Below are 15,468 nucleotides of genomic sequence, written 5' to 3'. Positions count from 1 at the left end.
TTCGCCGGGCAGGACGGCATCCGGGGATGGGATGCCTCGGCCGCCGGTGACACCGGCGGTGCCAACGACACGCCACCTTGGGGGATGCATGAAGTTCGCGCCTGTTGTTTTGTCGAGCCTGCTGTTCGTTGCGGCGTCTGCCTGCGCGCAGGCCCCGGTCGAATGCCCTTCGTTGCCCGCCAGCAGCGGCCTGCAATGGCAGCAGCAGGTACAGTCCGGTTTCCTGATCTGCCGTGCGGCCACCGGCGACGGTCGCGAAGTGCTGAGCCTGATGCTCAGCCAGCGCGATCCGGGCATTCCCCTGACCCGCTCGCTGCGTCAGGAAAAGGGCAGCTTTGCCGGTGAATCGATGTACTGGTACCAGCCGGATCTTGGTGGCCAGGAGCCACCGGGTTATGCCGAACGCCGCATCAGCGTGGTCAAGCTGGACAAGGGTCGCTACGCGCAGATCGCGCTGTATCCCGACAGCTCCCAGGAACTGGGCACACTGCAGCAGCTTGCGCAGGGCATGAACCTGACGCCGTCTGCCGTGGCCGACGGCCGCTGAGAGGGTGCGGGGATGACTGCTTGGCAGCGTCCCCGCAGGATCCGGCACACCCGTCATCCGCCGGGCATGGCCCGGCGCTGCCCCTCAGAACCTGCCTTCCTGGAAATCAACGAAGGCCTGCATCAGTTCTTCGCGGGTGTTCATCACGAACGGGCCGTGGCGCATCACCTGCTCGCGCAGCGGTCGACCCGCCACCAGGATCAACCGCGCACCGTCAGCACCTGCCGACAGATGCAGCTGCTCGCCGCCGCCCAGCACCGCCAGTTCCTGCCGTGCCACGTCGCGCGCAGCATCCTGCTCGCCCACCGTCAGCCCGCCTTCGAACACATAGACGAACGCGTTGTGGCCTTCCGGCAGCGCATAGGTCCAGGCGCGGTCGGCGGCCAGTTCGATATCCAGATACAGCGGATCGGTGGCAGGCTGCGCGATCGGGCCCGCCGTTCCCTCGACCGTACCGGCGATCACCTTGACCTGCACGCCTTCGGCCGGCCGCACCACCGGAATCTTTTCGGGAGCGAATTCCTGGTACTTCGGCGCGGTCATCTTGTCGCGCGCCGGCAGGTTCACCCACAACTGGAAGCCGCGCATCTGCCCGCTTTCCTGCTCGGGCATCTCCGAATGCACCAGACCACGGCCGGCGGTCATCCACTGCACGCTGCCCGGGGTCAGCAGGCCTTCGTTGCCGTGATTGTCGCGATGCCGCATGCGGCCATCGAGCATGTAGGTAACGGTCTCGAAACCACGATGCGGATGCTCGGGGAAACCGGCGATGTAGTCCTCGGCACGATCGGTGCCGAATTCATCGAGCAGCAGGAACGGATCGAGGTCGGGCAGCGACGGACCGCCGATGACCCGGGTCAGGCGAACACCGGCACCGTCGGAGGTGGGCATGCCACGGATGGTGCGCAGGACGCGGACCGGCTCGGGAAGGCTCATGGTGACTCCTGTTGGATGGATGCCAGTAAAAATGGACGCTGCGGCGCGCAACGCCAATGGATGCCGTCGCAACCGATTGTTCCATCCCTGGTGTTCGCCGCATGTCATGTCCGCACGCCGGCACCGCCTGCGTTGTGGGCAGCGAGGGAACATCGCCACCTGCCACCCCCATGTACGACCAAAGTACTACCGCAGAATGGTCCCGTGCACATTGACCCTGCCAGGGGCACGCGGGACTCTTTGCCTGTCTTTCCGGGAGAGAGCACCTCATGAAAGGTTTTTCCAAAATAGGCTGGGCGGCCCTCGCCCTGCTCGGCGCGTTCTGCCTGGGTACGGTGGCGCTGCGGCGCGGTGAGCACATCAACGCGTTGTGGATCGTGGTGGCGGCGGTATCGCTGTACCTGGTCGCCTATCGCTTCTACAGCCTGTTCATCGCTGACAAGGTGATGCAGCTCGATCCGACCCGGGCCACCCCGGCGGTGATCAACAACGATGGCCTGGATTACGTGCCGACCAACAAGCACGTGCTGTTCGGCCACCACTTTGCCGCCATTGCCGGTGCCGGCCCGCTGGTCGGCCCGGTGCTGGCCGCACAAATGGGCTACCTGCCCGGCCTGCTGTGGTTGGTGGTCGGCGTGGTGCTGGCCGGCGCTGTGCAGGACTTCATGGTCCTGTTCCTGTCCAGCCGCCGCAACGGCCGCTCACTGGGTGACCTGGTGCGCGAGGAAATGGGCCAGGTGCCCGGCACCATCGCGTTGTTCGGTGCCTTCCTGATCATGATCATCATCCTGGCCGTGCTGGCGATGGTGGTGGTCAAGGCACTGGCGGAAAGCCCGTGGGGCATGTTCACGGTGATCGCCACGATGCCCATCGCGATCCTGATGGGCGTGTACATGCGCTACATCCGGCCGGGCAAGATCGGTGAGATCTCAGTGGTGGGCCTGGTGCTGCTGCTGGCCGCGATCTGGTTCGGTGGCAAGGTGGCAGCAGACCCGACCTGGGGCCCGGCCTTCACCTTCACCGGCACCCAGATCACCTGGATGCTGATCGGCTACGGCTTCGTCGCCTCGGTGCTGCCGGTGTGGCTGCTGCTGGCACCGCGCGACTACCTGTCAACCTTCCTGAAGATCGGCACGATCATCGCGCTGGCCATCGGCATCCTGGTGGTGATGCCGGAACTGAAGATGCCGGCACTGACCCAGTTCGCGGCAAGCGGCGACGGCCCGGTGTGGAAGGGCGGCATGTTCCCGTTCCTGTTCATCACCATCGCCTGCGGTGCGGTGTCGGGCTTCCATGCGCTGATTTCTTCGGGTACCACACCGAAGCTGCTGGCCAATGAAGCGCACATGCGCTACATCGGCTACGGCGGCATGTTGATGGAATCGTTCGTTGCCGTGATGGCACTGGTGGCCGCTTCGATCATCGATCCGGGCATCTACTTCGCGATGAACAGCCCGGCGGCGGTGATCGGTGCCGATGCGGCCTCGGCCGCGCACTACATCACCAATACCTGGGGCTTCACCATTACTCCCGAACAGCTGACGGCCACGGCCGCAGCCATCGGTGAACCAACCATCCTGCACCGTGCCGGTGGTGCGCCCACCCTGGCGGTGGGCATCGCGCAGATCCTGCATGAGGCGATCCCCAGCAGCAGCGACGCGATGATGGCGTTCTGGTACCACTTCGCCATCCTGTTCGAAGCACTGTTCATCCTCACCGCTGTGGATGCGGGTACCCGTGCCGGTCGCTTCATGCTGCAGGACCTGCTCGGCAACTTCGTTCCTGCGCTGAAGAAGACCGAGTCGTGGACCGCGAACATCATCGGTACCGCCGGCTGCGTGGCGCTGTGGGGCTACCTGCTGTACACCGGCGTGGTCGATCCGTTCGGCGGCATCCAGACGCTGTGGCCGTTGTTCGGCATCTCCAACCAGATGCTGGCGGGCATCGCGCTGATGCTGGGCACGGTGGTGCTGTTCAAGATGAAGCGTGACCGTTACGCGTGGGTCACTGCGGTGCCTGCAGTGTGGCTGCTGATCTGCACCACCTATGCAGGCTTCATCAAGATCTTCGACAGCAACCCGGCGCAGGGCTTCCTGGCCCAGGCACACAAGTTCCAGGACGCCCTGGCCAGCGGCACCATCACCGCACCGGCGAAGTCGGTCGCACAGATGCAGCAGATCGTGGTCAATGCCTACGTCAACACCGGCTTGACTGCGCTGTTCCTGCTGGTGGTGGCGTCGGTGCTGGTGTATTCGATCAAGACGATCGTGGCGGCGCGCCGCAATCCGCAGCGCAGCGACCGCGAGACCCCGTACGTGGCCCTCAAGCCGCATGAAATGGTGGACCTGTAATGAGTACGCAACTGGTTCCGGTGGGGCAGTACCAGGCGCATCGCCGCCTATGGCGACGTCTGGTGCAGACGGCACGACTGTGCTGCGGCATTCCCGACTACGACAACTATGTGCGGCATGTGCGGGAGAAGCATCCGGACCGCGAGCCGATGGACTACAAGACGTTCTTCCGCGAGCGGCAGGAAGCGCGATATGGCGGGCGCAACGGCGGTCGCTGCTGTTGAAGTGTGAAGTGGGTGCCGGGCTTGCAGCCCGGCGCCCGCAGAAGCGACGGCAACTGCAACGGCAACTGCAACGGCCGAAGCGTCGGCTCTGGGGTTCTGTTTGGTTGGCGGGGCGGTGTGGGCTTGCAGGACACGCCGTAAACCCGTCCATGGGGGCTCGATGGCGCCATCCATGGCGCCAACGGTCCTGCAAGCCCACACCGCCCCGCCTTTGACAGATTTCCGGTGACGGCGCGAAACATCTGGGGTCGGATCCGTTTTCCTTGGAAAACGGATCCGACCCCTTCTTTGTTCATGGAGACCGATGGAATTCATCCAGGGATGGGATGGATCCAGCAGATCGCGGAAAACTGTCGGAGGCGGGGTGGGTCCGGTTGCGGGGGTGTCCGCGGCATGGATGCCGCGGCCAAGCCCCCATGGATGGGTTTACGGCGTCCCCCGCAACCGGACCCACCTCGCCATCCCACGGATAGCCCGCTGTTGCTGTTGCTTCGGCTGTTGCCGTTGAGGTTGCCGGCCAGCGGCCGGCACTACCGCGGGTGCCGGGCGCCGCCCGGCTGGACGACTCAGCCGTTGGCCATCCACTTCAGGATCAACCCGGTCACATACGCCAGTCCGGTACCGGTGGCATAACCGACCGTGCCGAGCAGCACGCCTACCGGCGCCAGCGTCGGATGGAATGCCGCCGCCACCACCGGTGCCGAGGCGGCGGCGCCGATGTTGCCCTGCGAACCAATCGCGAAGAAGAACAGTGGCGCGCGCACCAGCTTGGCCACGATCCACAGCACCAGCACGTGGGTGGCCATCCAGATCGCACCGAGCAGGAACAGCCACGGACGATCCAGCAGCGACAGCAGATTCATCTGCATACCGATGCAGGCGATCAGAAAGTACAGGAACACGGTGCCCAGGCGCGAAGCACCGGCCGCTTCCAGCCGCCGTGCGCGGGTGAAACTGAGGGTCAGGCCCATCGCGGTGGACAACAGGATCACCCAGACGAACTGGCTGTCGAGGCTGAACTGGCTGGCCCAGCTGACATTGGCCTTGAACCAGCCGGACAACGGTGCGGCGATGGCATGGGCCAGGCCGACCCCGCCCAGTGCCACGCCGACAATCACCATCAGGTCGGTCATGCTGGGGATGCGGGCATTCTGCGCCTCGTAGGCGCTGATGCGTGCCTTCATCTCATCGATGGCGCGGGTGTCGGCACCGTTGCGGGCATCGATCTGCTGCGCGCGGTTGGCCATGAACAGCAGGATCGCCATCCACAGGCTGGCGCAGGCCACGTCGACCACGGCGAACTGGCCGAAGGTGGTGGCATCGGTGCCGAACACTTCGCGCATGGCGACCATGTTGGCGCCGCCGCCGATCCAGCTGCCGGCCAATGCAGCCATCCCGGCCCAGGTGTCACCGGCGACGGTTTCCGGATGGATCAGCTTCATCACCTGGAAGGAGACGATGGCACCGAGCATGATGCCGGCGGTGCCGGCGCAGAACACCAGCAGCAGCTTCGGGCCGAGCTTGGCGATGCCTTTCAGGTCGATCGACAGGGTCAGCAGGACCAATGCCGCCGGCAGCAGCACGTCACGTGCGACCGGGTTGTACAACGAGGTGTTGTGGCCATCGATGACACCGGCGGTGTTGTAGATGGCGGGGATGAAATAGCACAGCAGCAGTGCGGGTACCCAGGCGAAGATCTTCTTCAGCAAGGGCGTTGGGCCACTGGCAGCCCAGAAGATCAGGGCGAGGGTGGCGGCAATCAGACCAAGGCCAACGATGTCGTTGCTGATCAGGGCAGTAGCGGTAGCGGGTTCGGTCGGCATGGGATCCTCTGTCGATCGAAAGAGCGGAAAAGAAAAGCGCCGCATAAGCGGCGCGGGTCGAAATTAACATAGTCTTCACGCAGGGTCATGCTGCGCTGCTTGCGGCAACGCGCAGGCCTGCCGAGAATCGCAGCATTCCCTTCTGGAGCCTGCCCCATGCAACTCGGCGCTTTTTCAGTCAGCCTGGCGGTGAAGGACCTGGCCACCTCGCGTGCGTTCTATGAGGCGCTCGGGTTCTCGGTAACCGGTGGTGATGCGGCGCAGAACTGGCTGGTACTGCGCAACAACGGCATCGTGGTCGGCCTGTTCCAGGGCATGTTCGAGGGCAACCTGCTGACCTTCAATCCCGGCTGGGACCAGCACAAGCAGGAACTGGCATCCTTCCAGGACGTCCGCGAGATACAGGCCGAACTGGATGCCAAGGGCATTGAACTGGCGCTCCGCACCGATCCTGATGGCCAGGGCACGGGCTACCTGCAGCTGGCTGATCCCGACGGCAACGTGATCCTGATCGACCAGCATGTGGCGCGGCCGACGGCAAGCTGAGGCGGCCAGCGTGCCAACCAAGGTTGGCACCTACCAGAACGCACGCGGCCATTGCCTGGTAGGCGTCGACCTCGGTCGACGGACAGGTCAGCCTGGCCGCGATGTACCAAAGTCGAGCGAAGCCAGGGTGCCGCGCGGTTCGCAGGGCTGCAGCTGCAGGGTCCAGCCCAGGTGTTCGCACAGCCGCGCGATCAGTTCCAGGCCGATGCCGCCGCGGTCACCACGCTCCCCGCGTGCCATCCGCGCGTGGATCGCAGCGATCTCTTCCGGACTCATGCCATGGCCGGGGTCCTGCAGGGTCAACACCGCTGCCGAGGTCAGGCGCAGCTCGATATGACCGCGCCCGCTGTTCTCGATGGCATTGCGCAGCAGGTTGCCGATCGCTGCCTGCACCACGGCCAGTGGTGCAACGATGTCCACCGGCGCAGCCTGGATGCCGATGCTCAGGTCCTTGTCGCCCAGCAGATGGCGATGGTCGTCGACGATCTCCGGCAGCAGCTGGTCCAGGGCGATGCGCTCGGCGCGGCTGGCCAGACGTGCGGGATCACGCGCCAGCACCAGCAACAACTCGATCAGCTGCTCGACACCCTGCGCGGTGCGCAGTACGCGCTGCATCTGCTGGCGTGCGCGCTCGGGCAGGCCCGGCTGTTCCAGGGCCAGCTCGGCGGCACCGGTCATCACCGCGATCGGCGTGCGCAGTTCATGGCTCGTGGTGCTGATGAACACCCGCTCACGCTCGACGAACTGCTCGTTGCGATCAAGGTAATCGTTCAGCGCATCGGCAATGGTATGCAGCTCGGAACTACCGCGCGGATCGACGTCGATGCGCTGGCCCTGCACGCCAGGCCGCAGTGCACCGATGTGCTGGGCCAGCAGGCTCAGCGGGCGCACCATGCGCTCCATGCCGAACGAGGCCATCAACACGGTGACGAAGATCATGATGATGCCGGCAAGCATCACCCAGCGTGTGGCGAACTGTTCCAGGTCGTGGAAATCGGAGATGTCCAGGGCCAGCGCAACCCGTCCCATCGAACCGGTATCGCGCACCATCACCGCCGTCTCGCGCTCGCCGATCATCACTCCGTCATGCAACCCCGGATGCAGGGTGCGCAGGCTGGCGGGCATGTTGGCTTCGTTGAAGCGGAACAGGCTCAATGTGTCCGAATCCTGCCAGCGATAGTGCGGCTCGTGCTCGGTGTGATCGACAATGCTGTCCAGTTCCGAATTGAGCAGCGCGCGCCACGCGGCATGCTCGGCGTGTTCGTGCACGTAGTTGCCCACGCTGAACACTGCCAGCGAGATCAGCGCCAGGTAGCCCAGCAGCCACCACACCACCCGCCGGTACAGCGGACCGGGTTTACGCGCCATCGTCATCGTTCCGTGCGTCGGCGCCTGCAGTCGACGCCAGCCGGTAACCGACCCGAGGCAGGGTGTGGATCAACTTGTCGGCAAACGGGCCGTCCACGCTGCGCCGCAGCTCGTACACATGCGAGCGCAGCAGGTCGCCATCCGGCGGCTCATCACCCCACAGGGCGAATTCCAGCTGCTGCCGGGTCACCGCACCCGGGCTGGCCCGCATCAGCACTTCCAGCAGCTTGCGGCAGGCCGGGTACAGGTGCAGCACCTGGCCGGCACGCTGCGCCTCCAGGGTCGCCAGGTCCAGCACCAGGTCGCCCACCTGCAAGCGCTTGCGCGGATTGCGGCCCTGCGCCCGCAGCAGCAGCGCCTCCAGGCGCACTTCCAGTTCCGGCAAGGCGAATGGCTTGGTCAGGTAGTCATCCGCGCCGGCACGGAAGCCCGCGATCTTGTCCGGCAGTTCGTCGCGCGCGGTCAGCATGATCACCGGCACTTCCGAGACGTGCTCGGAGCGCAGCCGGCGCAGCACCTCCGGGCCCTCCATGCGCGGCAGCATCCAGTCCAGGATCACCGCGTCGTACGGGTGGCTGCCGGCCAGGTGCAGGCCGGTGATGCCATCCGGGGCAACGTCCAGCACATGCCCGCGCGACTCGAAGTAGTCGAACAGGTTGGCCACCAGCTGGCGGTTGTCCTCGATCACCAACAGGCGCATGCACGAAACATCCACGGGAAGTGCCACCATGGTAGCGCCGCGGATGTCGGAATGCGGTCGCCATGGCGGCGGCTCCGACGGCTTTCCCACGTGCCCCTCATCAGAATGGCCGTTTTGCTGCCGGAGCCCCCCGTGCCCGTTGCCCTGCCCCGCCGCTGGCACCTTCCCCTGCTGTGGCTGCTGATCGTGATGGCGCTGGCTGCCGGTCTTGGCATGCGCCAGCCGCAGCCACCGGACGAGCCACGGTTCGTACTGGCCGCGCGGGCCATGGTGGAGAGCGGCGAGTGGCTGCTGCCGCACCGGGGCAGTGAGCTGTACGCCGAAAAGCCGCCGGTGTTCATGTGGCTGCAGGCCGCTGCCCATCAGGTGGTCGGCAGCTGGCAGTGGTCGTTCCTGCTGCCGTCGCTGCTGGCCGCGCTGCTCAGCCTGTGGCTGGTTTCGGACCTGGCGCGCCGGCTTTGGTCGCCACGCCATTCGCTGTATGCACTTGGTGCACTGTTCTGCACCCTGCAGTTCGGCCTGATGGCCAAGCGCGCGCAGATCGACATGGTGCTGGTGGGCATGACCACGCTGGCCCTGTGGGGCCTGCTGCGCCACCTCTGCGAGCGCCGCAACCTGCCGGCGCTGTGGCTGGCCGGCTTCGCCGCTGGCGTGGGCACGGTGACCAAGGGTGTGGGTTTCCTGCCGCTGCTGATGGTGCTGCCCTGGTTCGGCTGGTGGCTGTACCAACGCCGTCGTGGCCAGGTGGTGGACGGCCCCCACCCGGCCAGCCTGCTGTGGCTGGTCCCGGCCTTCCTGCTGGGCACCGCGGTATGGCTGGCGCCGCTGGGCTGGGCGCTGCTGCATGAACCCAGTGCATCGCTGCAATCGTACGCACACGAGCTGCTGTTCAAGCAGACCGGCACCCGCTATGCCAACGCCTGGCACCATCGCCAGCCGGCCTGGTATTACCTGCAGGTGATCGCCACCCTGTGGCTGCCCGGCGCCCTGCTGCTGCCGCTGATGACCAAGCCGTGGTGGCGTCGCCTGCGTCGCGGTGACCAGCGCCAGTGGCTGCTGCTGGGCTGGGCCGCGCTGGTCCTGCTGTTCTTCACTGCCAGCCCCGGCAAGCGTGAGGTGTACGTACTGCCGATGTTGCCGGCGATGGCATTGGCAGTTGCACCGTTGCTGCCCGGCCTGCTGCGTCGCCTGTGCGTGCGCCGCTACCTGTTCGGCTACAGCCTGCTGCTAATGCTGGTCACCGGCGTCCTGGGGGTGATGATGCTGACCGACAGCCCCTGGGCGCAGGCGCAGCTGGCACGGCGGGCGATGCCCGACACGTTGCTGCCCGTATTCGGCGACGGCCTGCTGACCTTCGCCATCGCCGTGGCGACGCTGGCGGTGTGGCTGCGGGTACGACGCGCGGCCACGCTGGTGCTGCTCACCCACGGCCTGCTGTGGATGCTGTATGGACTGGTGCTGATACCGGCGCTGGACCCCTATGCCTCGGCGTCGGCGGTGATGCGCCGGGTGGGTACGCGGATCGGGCCCGATGCGGAACTTGCGCTGGTGGCCTGGCGCGAACAGAACCTGCTGCAGGCCGACCGGCCGGTGCGCGAGTTCGGCTTCAAGCGGCCGTGGGCGGAGCAGTGGCACGACGCGGGCCCATGGTTGGCCGAGGCCCCGGACAAGCGCTGGTTGCTGGTGCTGGACGAGGCGATGAGCCCCTGTGTCAATCCGGCCCAGATCATCGAGATCGGTGTTGCAAACCGCAATCGTTGGCAGTTGCTTCCGGGGACTGCGTGGGACCCGGCGTGCCACGCCGAACGTGCCGGCGCCAACGACGATGAAGACTGAACGACGATCTGCGCCGGGTGCGTATTAACCCGGCGCAAACGCATGTACGACCCTTCTCCGACATGCCAGTGACGAGCATGGCCGCGGATTCCCGTAACGGCCCCTTCCCTGCATGCCCGCTCGTCCTCTTGCCCCGGCAGCCTCCTTCGCGCCATCGCTGTTGGCGTCGCGTTTTGCCGTTACCCATCTTTGGCTGCCCTCTGTCATCGGCATTGCGGTGTTCACCCTGCTGATGGGCTTCGGTGGCGACCAGTGGCTGGCCGACCATCTGTTCCGCCTGGAGGGCGGTCAATGGGCCCTGCAGAACAGCTGGCTGACCCGTTCGGTAGTGCATAAAGGCGGCAAATGGTTGAGCACCGCTGCGGCCCTGGTGGTGATGCTGCTGTGCTTCCACCACTGGCGTCGTGGTCGCGATCGCACGCTGCGCTGGGCGCTGCTGTATGTGGTGATTGCCATGGCTCTGGGTACGGGCACGATTTCCCTGCTGAAGTCGCTGGTACCGATGGACTGTCCGTGGGATCTGCTGCGCTATGGCGGACACGAACCGTTCGTCGGCCTTTTCAGCAACCGCCCGACCGGCATGGCCGCCCGCGCCTGTTTCCCCGCCGGCCACGCAAGCGCCGGTTACGCGTGGCTGTGCCTGTATTTCTTCGCTCTGCTGTGGCGACCGTCGTGGCGCCGGGCCGGCCTTTGGATCGGCCTCGGCAGTGGCCTGGTGTTCGGCATCGGTCAGCAGCTTCGTGGCGCCCATTTCCTTTCGCATGACGTTGCTACCGCGTTGATATGTTGGCTGCTGTCGCTGGGCCTGTACCTGATGGTCCGCTGTCAGTTGGACCGCTCGACCTGCCAGGAGGCGATTGCATGAACGCATCGGTCCAACGTTCCTTCCGGTTGCCGACATTGGCCAGCATCCGCGCATGGCGGCCACAGCTGTCCACCGAAGCGCTGATCATTCTCACCAGCCTGTTCTTCGCTGTGGCCGGCAATGGCCTGTTCTGGCACAGCGCCATGGCCAGCCATCCGGGCAGCCTGCGCTATGCGCTTTCGCTGCTGTTGCTGCTGCTGGGTGCACACGGCGTGCTGCTGGGCATCCTGGTGTGGCGCTGGAATGCCAAGGTGGTGATCAGCGTATTGCTGCTGGTCACCGCGTTCGCCGCGCACTACATGAGCCGTTACCACATCTATCTGGATGCGGACATGCTGCGCAACGTGCTGGCCACCGACCCGAAGGAAAGCCGCGAACTGATGACGGTGTCGCTGCTGTGGCCGGTACTGCTGCTGGCCGCGCTGCCGATGGTGGTGCTGTGGCGCGTTGAACTGCGCCGCCGCAGTTGGGGCCGCAGCCTGCTGTGGCGCATCGGCTTCCTGCTGGTCGCTGCGGCCACCGCACTCGGTGGCGCGCTGGTGTCCTTCCAGGATGTGTCGGCCCTGATGCGCAACCAGCGCGAAGTGCGCTACCTGGCAACGCCCGCCAATGTGCTGCTGGGGCTGCCGCGTGCGCTGCGCGGCGACAACCCGGTGCAACGCGCGCCGAAGTTGCCGATCGGTACCGATGCCAAGGCGACCCCGCGCGCACCGACCAGCAAGCCACGCCTGCTGGTGATCGTGATGGGCGAAACGGTACGCGCGCAGAACTGGGGCTTGAATGGCGGCCGCAACACCACGCCGGAGCTGGCCCAGGCGGCGGTGGTCAATTTCCCGGACATGCACTCCTGCGGCACCAGCACCGAGGTGTCGTTGCCGTGCCTGTTCTCGCCGTGGGGACGCCACGAGTACGACGAAAAGAAGATCCGTGCGCACCAATCGCTGCTGCATGTACTGAACCGCGCGGGCATCACACCGCTGTGGCGCGACAACCAGTCCGGCTGCAAGGGCGTATGCGAGGGCCTGGATTTCCAGTCACTGTCGGATGCGACCACGCCGGGGCTGTGTGCCGATGGCCGTTGCATGGACGAGATCCTGCTGCAGGGCCTGGCGACCCAGGTGCGTGCACGCCCGGGTGACCGGGTGGTGGTGATGCACCAGCTGGGCAACCATGGCCCGGCCTATTTCGAGCGCTACCCGCCCGCCTTCCGCCGCTTCACCCCGACCTGCGATACCCGCGACATCGGCCGCTGCACGCGCGAAGAAATCACCAACAGCTACGACAACGCCGTGCTGTACACCGATCATTTCCTGAGCAAGACCATCGGTACGCTGCAGGGCCTGCAGGACTACGACACCGCGATGATCTACCTGTCCGACCACGGTGAGTCGCTGGGCGAAAAGGGCCTGTACCTGCACGGCGTGCCATACGCGATCGCACCGGCCGAGCAGACCCGGGTACCAATGACGATGTGGTTCTCACCGGGCTTTGCCAGCAGCCGTGGACTGGATCTGCAGTGCGTGCGCAAGCGCTCGGCCAGCTACACCGACCACGACAACCTGTTCCCGTCGGTGCTGGGGCTGATGCAGGTGAAGACCTCGCTGTACGAGCGTGATCGCGATCTGTTCGCCGGCTGCGAGAGTTGAGGGTTTGTCGGCAGGGCTGCGCCCTGCACCCGCAGAGGCGACGGCAACGGCAGGGGCCGAAGCAAAAGCAGAAGCGGGTTTCCTGAGGGTTGGCGGGGTGGGTCCGGTGGCGGGAGACGCCGTAAACCCGTCCATGGGGGCTTGGCCGCGGCATCCATGCCGCGGACACTCCCGCCACCGGACCCACCCCGCCTTCGACAGATTTCCGCGATCTGTCAGGCCATTTTCTCGGGGTCTTGATTTTCGATACCTGACAGATGTGTCGACCAAGGTCGACACCCACCAACAGCCGAGGCGATCTGTCAGAGGTGGGGCGGTGTGGGCTTGCAGGACCGTTGGCGCCATGGATGGCGCCATCGAGCCCCCATGGATGGGTTTACGGCGTGTCCTGCAAGCCCACACTGCCCCGCCATCCCACGGAATCCCCGCTTTTGAAGTTGGACGTTGCCGTTGCCTGAAGGCCTCTGCGGGTGCAGGGCGCAGCCCTGCCGACCTTTGCCACTTGCGGTGGCAAGCCCTGCCCACTAGCCTTCGGCGGTCGTTCACCACCCAAGGACCGCCCGTGAAACACCGTCATCTCCTGCTGGCCGCGGCAATCGCCGCCGCTACGCTGGCCCTGGCCGCCTGCAAGAAGGAAGCTGCCCCAGGCACCGATACCGCCAGCAGCAGCGCACCGGCCGGCGAAACCGCCGACCAGTTCGTGGCCCGCATCAATGCCGAATTCAAGGCGGCCTACCCGGAGATGACCTCGGCCCAGTGGCTGTCCTCCACCTACATCAACAGTGATTCAGAGCGCATCGCGGCCAAGGCCAATGAGCGTTCCCTGACCCAGCTCAACAGCTGGATCGAGCAGGCCGGCAAGTTCGACGGCAAGCCGATGAGCGAGGACAGCAAGCGCGCGATCCACCTGCTGAAGCTGATGTCGTCGATGCCGGCGCCGCGCGACCCGGCCAAGCTGGCCGAGCTGACCCAGATCGCCACCCGCATGGAAGGCAGCTACGGCGCAGGCAAGTACTGCACCGACGCCAACGATCCGAACTCCTGCCGCCAGCTGGGCGAGCTGGAGCAGGTGCTGGCGCGCAGCCGCGATTACGACCAGCAGCTTGATGCCTGGCAGGGCTGGCACAGCACCACCAAGAGCATGCGCGGTGATTACCAGAAGTTCGTCGGCCTGGTGAACGAAGGTGCCAAGGGCATGGGCTTCACCGATGCCGGGCAGATGTGGCGCAGTGGCTATGACATGCCGCCGGAGCAGATCGGCCCGGAAACCGATCGCCTGTGGGAACAGGTCAAGCCGATGTACGAGCAGCTGCACTGCTATGCGCGCGGCAAGCTGGACAAGACCTATGGCAAGGACAAGGCCGAGGTGGGCAACGGCCTGATCGCCGCACACCTGATGGGCAACATGTGGCAGCAGGACTGGTCCAACCTGTGGGACCAGCTGGAACCGTACCCGGGTGCCGGCAGCCTGGACATCACCGCGGCACTGGAAAAGCAGTACCAGACCAACCTGAGCGCGGCGCTGGCCAAGGCCGGCAAGGATGCGAACGTGGCCGCGCAGTACAAGGCGCAGCGCGAAGCCGAACTGCGCACCGCCAAGCAGATGACCGAGCGTGCGCAGGACTTCTACGTGTCGCTGGGGATGCCGTCGTTGCCGCAGTCGTACTGGGACAAGACCCAGTTCATCAAGCCCGACGACCGCGACGTGGTCTGCCACGCCAGCGCCTGGGACATGAACATGGAAGGCGACGTGCGCACCAAGATGTGCATCAAGCCCAACGAAGAGAACTTCACCACCATCTACCACGAGCTGGGCCACATCTATTACGACCTGGCGTACAACCCGCTGCCGCCGCTGTTCCAGGGCGGTGCCAACGATGGCTTCCATGAAGCGATCGGCGACACCATCGTGCTGGCGATGACGCCGAAGTACCTCAGCTCGATCGGGCTGGTCGACGCGCCGACCGAGAGCCGCGAAGCGGTCATCAACAACCAGATGCGCATGGCGCTGTCGGGCGTGTCGTTCCTGCCGTTCGGGCTGATGATCGACCGCTGGCGCTGGGGCGTGTTCGATGGTTCGATCACTGCGGACAACTACAACAAGGCCTGGTGGGACCTGAAGGCCAAGTACCAGGGCGTGGCACCGGCCAGCACCCGTGGGGAGGAATTCTTCGACCCGGGTGCCAAGTACCACGTGCCGGGCAACACCCCGTACACCCGCTACTTCCTGGCGCGCATCCTGCAGTTCCAGTTCTACAAGGGCCTGTGCGATGCCTCCGGATTCAAGGGCCCGCTGCACGAGTGCACCTTCTACGGCAACAAGGAAGCCGGCCAGAAGTACTGGGCGATGCTGAGCAAGGGCGCCAGCCAGCCGTGGCAGGCCACGCTGAAGGAACTGACCGGCTCGGACAAGCTCGATGCCGGCCCGATGATCGAGTACTTCAGCCCGGTCAACGCCTGGTTGAAGCAGCAGAACGAAGGCCAGATGTGCGGTTGGCAGGCCAACGCGGCACCGGCAGCGGCGGCGAAATGAAAGAAGGGGCGGGTCCGCGAGGATCCGCCCCTTTCCAGGTGTTGTAGAGCCGAGCCATGCTCGGCTGCTTTTCCACCGTGCTGCGCACGGTAA

12 protein-coding genes are annotated in these 15,468 nt (G+C 65.5%); 8 read left to right on the top strand and 4 right to left on the bottom strand.

Annotation, left to right across the window (positions count from 1 at the left end):
• Nucleotides 1-88: 88 nt before the first annotated feature.
• Nucleotides 89-547, top strand: a complete 459-nt coding sequence (locus tag HFK18_RS10315) for a hypothetical protein (RefSeq protein WP_180166231.1) — start codon at nucleotides 89-91, stop codon at nucleotides 545-547.
• 84 nt (nucleotides 548-631) lie between these two features.
• Here HFK18_RS10315 and HFK18_RS10310 read toward each other — a convergent pair whose 3' ends face one another.
• The gene (locus HFK18_RS10310; protein ID WP_180166230.1) at nucleotides 632-1,483 is read right to left on the bottom strand and encodes a pirin family protein; all 852 of its coding nucleotides are present in this window, start codon (nucleotides 1,481-1,483) and stop codon (nucleotides 632-634) included.
• Between the two features lie 269 nt (nucleotides 1,484-1,752).
• Here HFK18_RS10310 and HFK18_RS10305 point away from each other — a divergent pair, with 269 nt between their 5' ends.
• Together HFK18_RS10305 and HFK18_RS10300 are read left to right on the top strand one after the other, a co-directional pair.
• The gene (locus HFK18_RS10305) at nucleotides 1,753-3,834 is read left to right on the top strand and encodes a carbon starvation CstA family protein (RefSeq protein ID WP_025877093.1); all 2,082 of its coding nucleotides are present in this window, start codon (nucleotides 1,753-1,755) and stop codon (nucleotides 3,832-3,834) included.
• Complete coding sequence (locus HFK18_RS10300) at nucleotides 3,834-4,058, top strand: CstA-like transporter-associated (seleno)protein (RefSeq protein ID WP_089236433.1); 225 nt, start codon at nucleotides 3,834-3,836, stop codon at nucleotides 4,056-4,058. The genes HFK18_RS10305 and HFK18_RS10300 overlap by 1 nt, the downstream gene beginning before the upstream one ends.
• Nucleotides 4,059-4,624: 566 nt before the next feature.
• Here HFK18_RS10300 and HFK18_RS10295 read toward each other — a convergent pair.
• Nucleotides 4,625-5,881, bottom strand: a complete 1,257-nt coding sequence (locus HFK18_RS10295) for a DUF819 family protein (RefSeq protein WP_180166229.1) — start codon at nucleotides 5,879-5,881, stop codon at nucleotides 4,625-4,627.
• Nucleotides 5,882-6,037: 156 nt separating this feature from the next.
• Here HFK18_RS10295 and HFK18_RS10290 point away from each other — a divergent pair, with 156 nt between their 5' ends.
• Nucleotides 6,038-6,427 carry a VOC family protein gene (locus HFK18_RS10290; protein WP_180166228.1) on the top strand — a complete coding sequence of 130 codons (390 nt, stop codon included), beginning with the start codon at nucleotides 6,038-6,040 and terminating at the stop codon, nucleotides 6,425-6,427.
• Nucleotides 6,428-6,514: 87 nt separating this feature from the next.
• On the opposite strand, the gene HFK18_RS10285 is transcribed toward HFK18_RS10290, so the two are convergent.
• Nucleotides 6,515-7,795: a HAMP domain-containing sensor histidine kinase gene (locus tag HFK18_RS10285; RefSeq protein WP_180166226.1), complete on the bottom strand. Its 1,281-nt coding sequence runs from the start codon at nucleotides 7,793-7,795 to the stop codon at nucleotides 6,515-6,517.
• The gene (locus HFK18_RS10280; RefSeq protein WP_089236438.1) at nucleotides 7,785-8,495 is read right to left on the bottom strand and encodes a response regulator transcription factor; all 711 of its coding nucleotides are present in this window, start codon (nucleotides 8,493-8,495) and stop codon (nucleotides 7,785-7,787) included. Before HFK18_RS10280 ends, HFK18_RS10285 begins: the two co-directional genes overlap by 11 nt.
• 132 nt (nucleotides 8,496-8,627) lie before the next feature.
• On the opposite strand from HFK18_RS10280, the gene HFK18_RS10275 reads away from it, so the two are divergent.
• The 4 genes from HFK18_RS10275 to HFK18_RS10260 all read left to right on the top strand — a co-directional run bounded on the left by HFK18_RS10275 (nucleotide 8,628) and on the right by HFK18_RS10260 (nucleotide 15,375).
• On the top strand, nucleotides 8,628-10,331 hold the full coding sequence (locus tag HFK18_RS10275) for a glycosyltransferase family 39 protein (protein WP_180166224.1): 1,704 nt from the start codon (nucleotides 8,628-8,630) through the stop codon (nucleotides 10,329-10,331).
• 112 nt (nucleotides 10,332-10,443) lie between these two features.
• Entirely contained in the window at nucleotides 10,444-11,196 is a 753-nt protein-coding gene (locus HFK18_RS10270) for a phosphatase PAP2 family protein (RefSeq protein ID WP_180166222.1), read from the top strand.
• Complete coding sequence (locus tag HFK18_RS10265) at nucleotides 11,193-12,842, top strand: phosphoethanolamine--lipid A transferase (protein WP_180166220.1); 1,650 nt, start codon at nucleotides 11,193-11,195, stop codon at nucleotides 12,840-12,842. Before HFK18_RS10270 ends, HFK18_RS10265 begins: the two co-directional genes overlap by 4 nt.
• Nucleotides 12,843-13,404: 562 nt before the next feature.
• Nucleotides 13,405-15,375, top strand: coding sequence for a M2 family metallopeptidase (locus HFK18_RS10260; protein ID WP_180166218.1), 1,971 nt, complete (start codon nucleotides 13,405-13,407; stop codon nucleotides 15,373-15,375).
• The last annotated feature ends 93 nt before the right edge of the window (nucleotides 15,376-15,468 follow it).

It is taken from the genome of Stenotrophomonas sp. SbOxS2 (assembly GCF_013416715.1).
Classification (GTDB): Bacteria; Pseudomonadota; Gammaproteobacteria; order Xanthomonadales; family Xanthomonadaceae; genus Stenotrophomonas; species Stenotrophomonas lactitubi.
This window is presented reverse-complemented; position numbering and strand designations above follow the sequence as displayed.

Bases quoted from the DNA above. Each gene is read 5' to 3' on its own strand.
- HFK18_RS10305 (WP_025877093.1), top strand. From the start codon at position 1,753: ATGAAAGGTTTTTCCAAAATAGGCTGGGCGGCCCTCGCCCTGCTCGGC.
- HFK18_RS10270 (WP_180166222.1), top strand. From the start codon at position 10,444: ATGCCCGCTCGTCCTCTTGCCCCGGCAGCCTCCTTCGCGCCATCGCTG.
- HFK18_RS10295 (WP_180166229.1), bottom strand. From the start codon at position 5,881: ATGCCGACCGAACCCGCTACCGCTACTGCCCTGATCAGCAACGACATC.
- HFK18_RS10310 (WP_180166230.1), bottom strand. From the start codon at position 1,483: ATGAGCCTTCCCGAGCCGGTCCGCGTCCTGCGCACCATCCGTGGCATG.
- HFK18_RS10315 (WP_180166231.1), top strand. From the start codon at position 89: ATGAAGTTCGCGCCTGTTGTTTTGTCGAGCCTGCTGTTCGTTGCGGCG.
- HFK18_RS10290 (WP_180166228.1), top strand. From the start codon at position 6,038: ATGCAACTCGGCGCTTTTTCAGTCAGCCTGGCGGTGAAGGACCTGGCC.
- HFK18_RS10300 (WP_089236433.1), top strand. From the start codon at position 3,834: ATGAGTACGCAACTGGTTCCGGTGGGGCAGTACCAGGCGCATCGCCGC.
- HFK18_RS10285 (WP_180166226.1), bottom strand. From the start codon at position 7,795: ATGGCGCGTAAACCCGGTCCGCTGTACCGGCGGGTGGTGTGGTGGCTG.
- HFK18_RS10265 (WP_180166220.1), top strand. From the start codon at position 11,193: ATGAACGCATCGGTCCAACGTTCCTTCCGGTTGCCGACATTGGCCAGC.
- HFK18_RS10280 (WP_089236438.1), bottom strand. From the start codon at position 8,495: ATGCGCCTGTTGGTGATCGAGGACAACCGCCAGCTGGTGGCCAACCTG.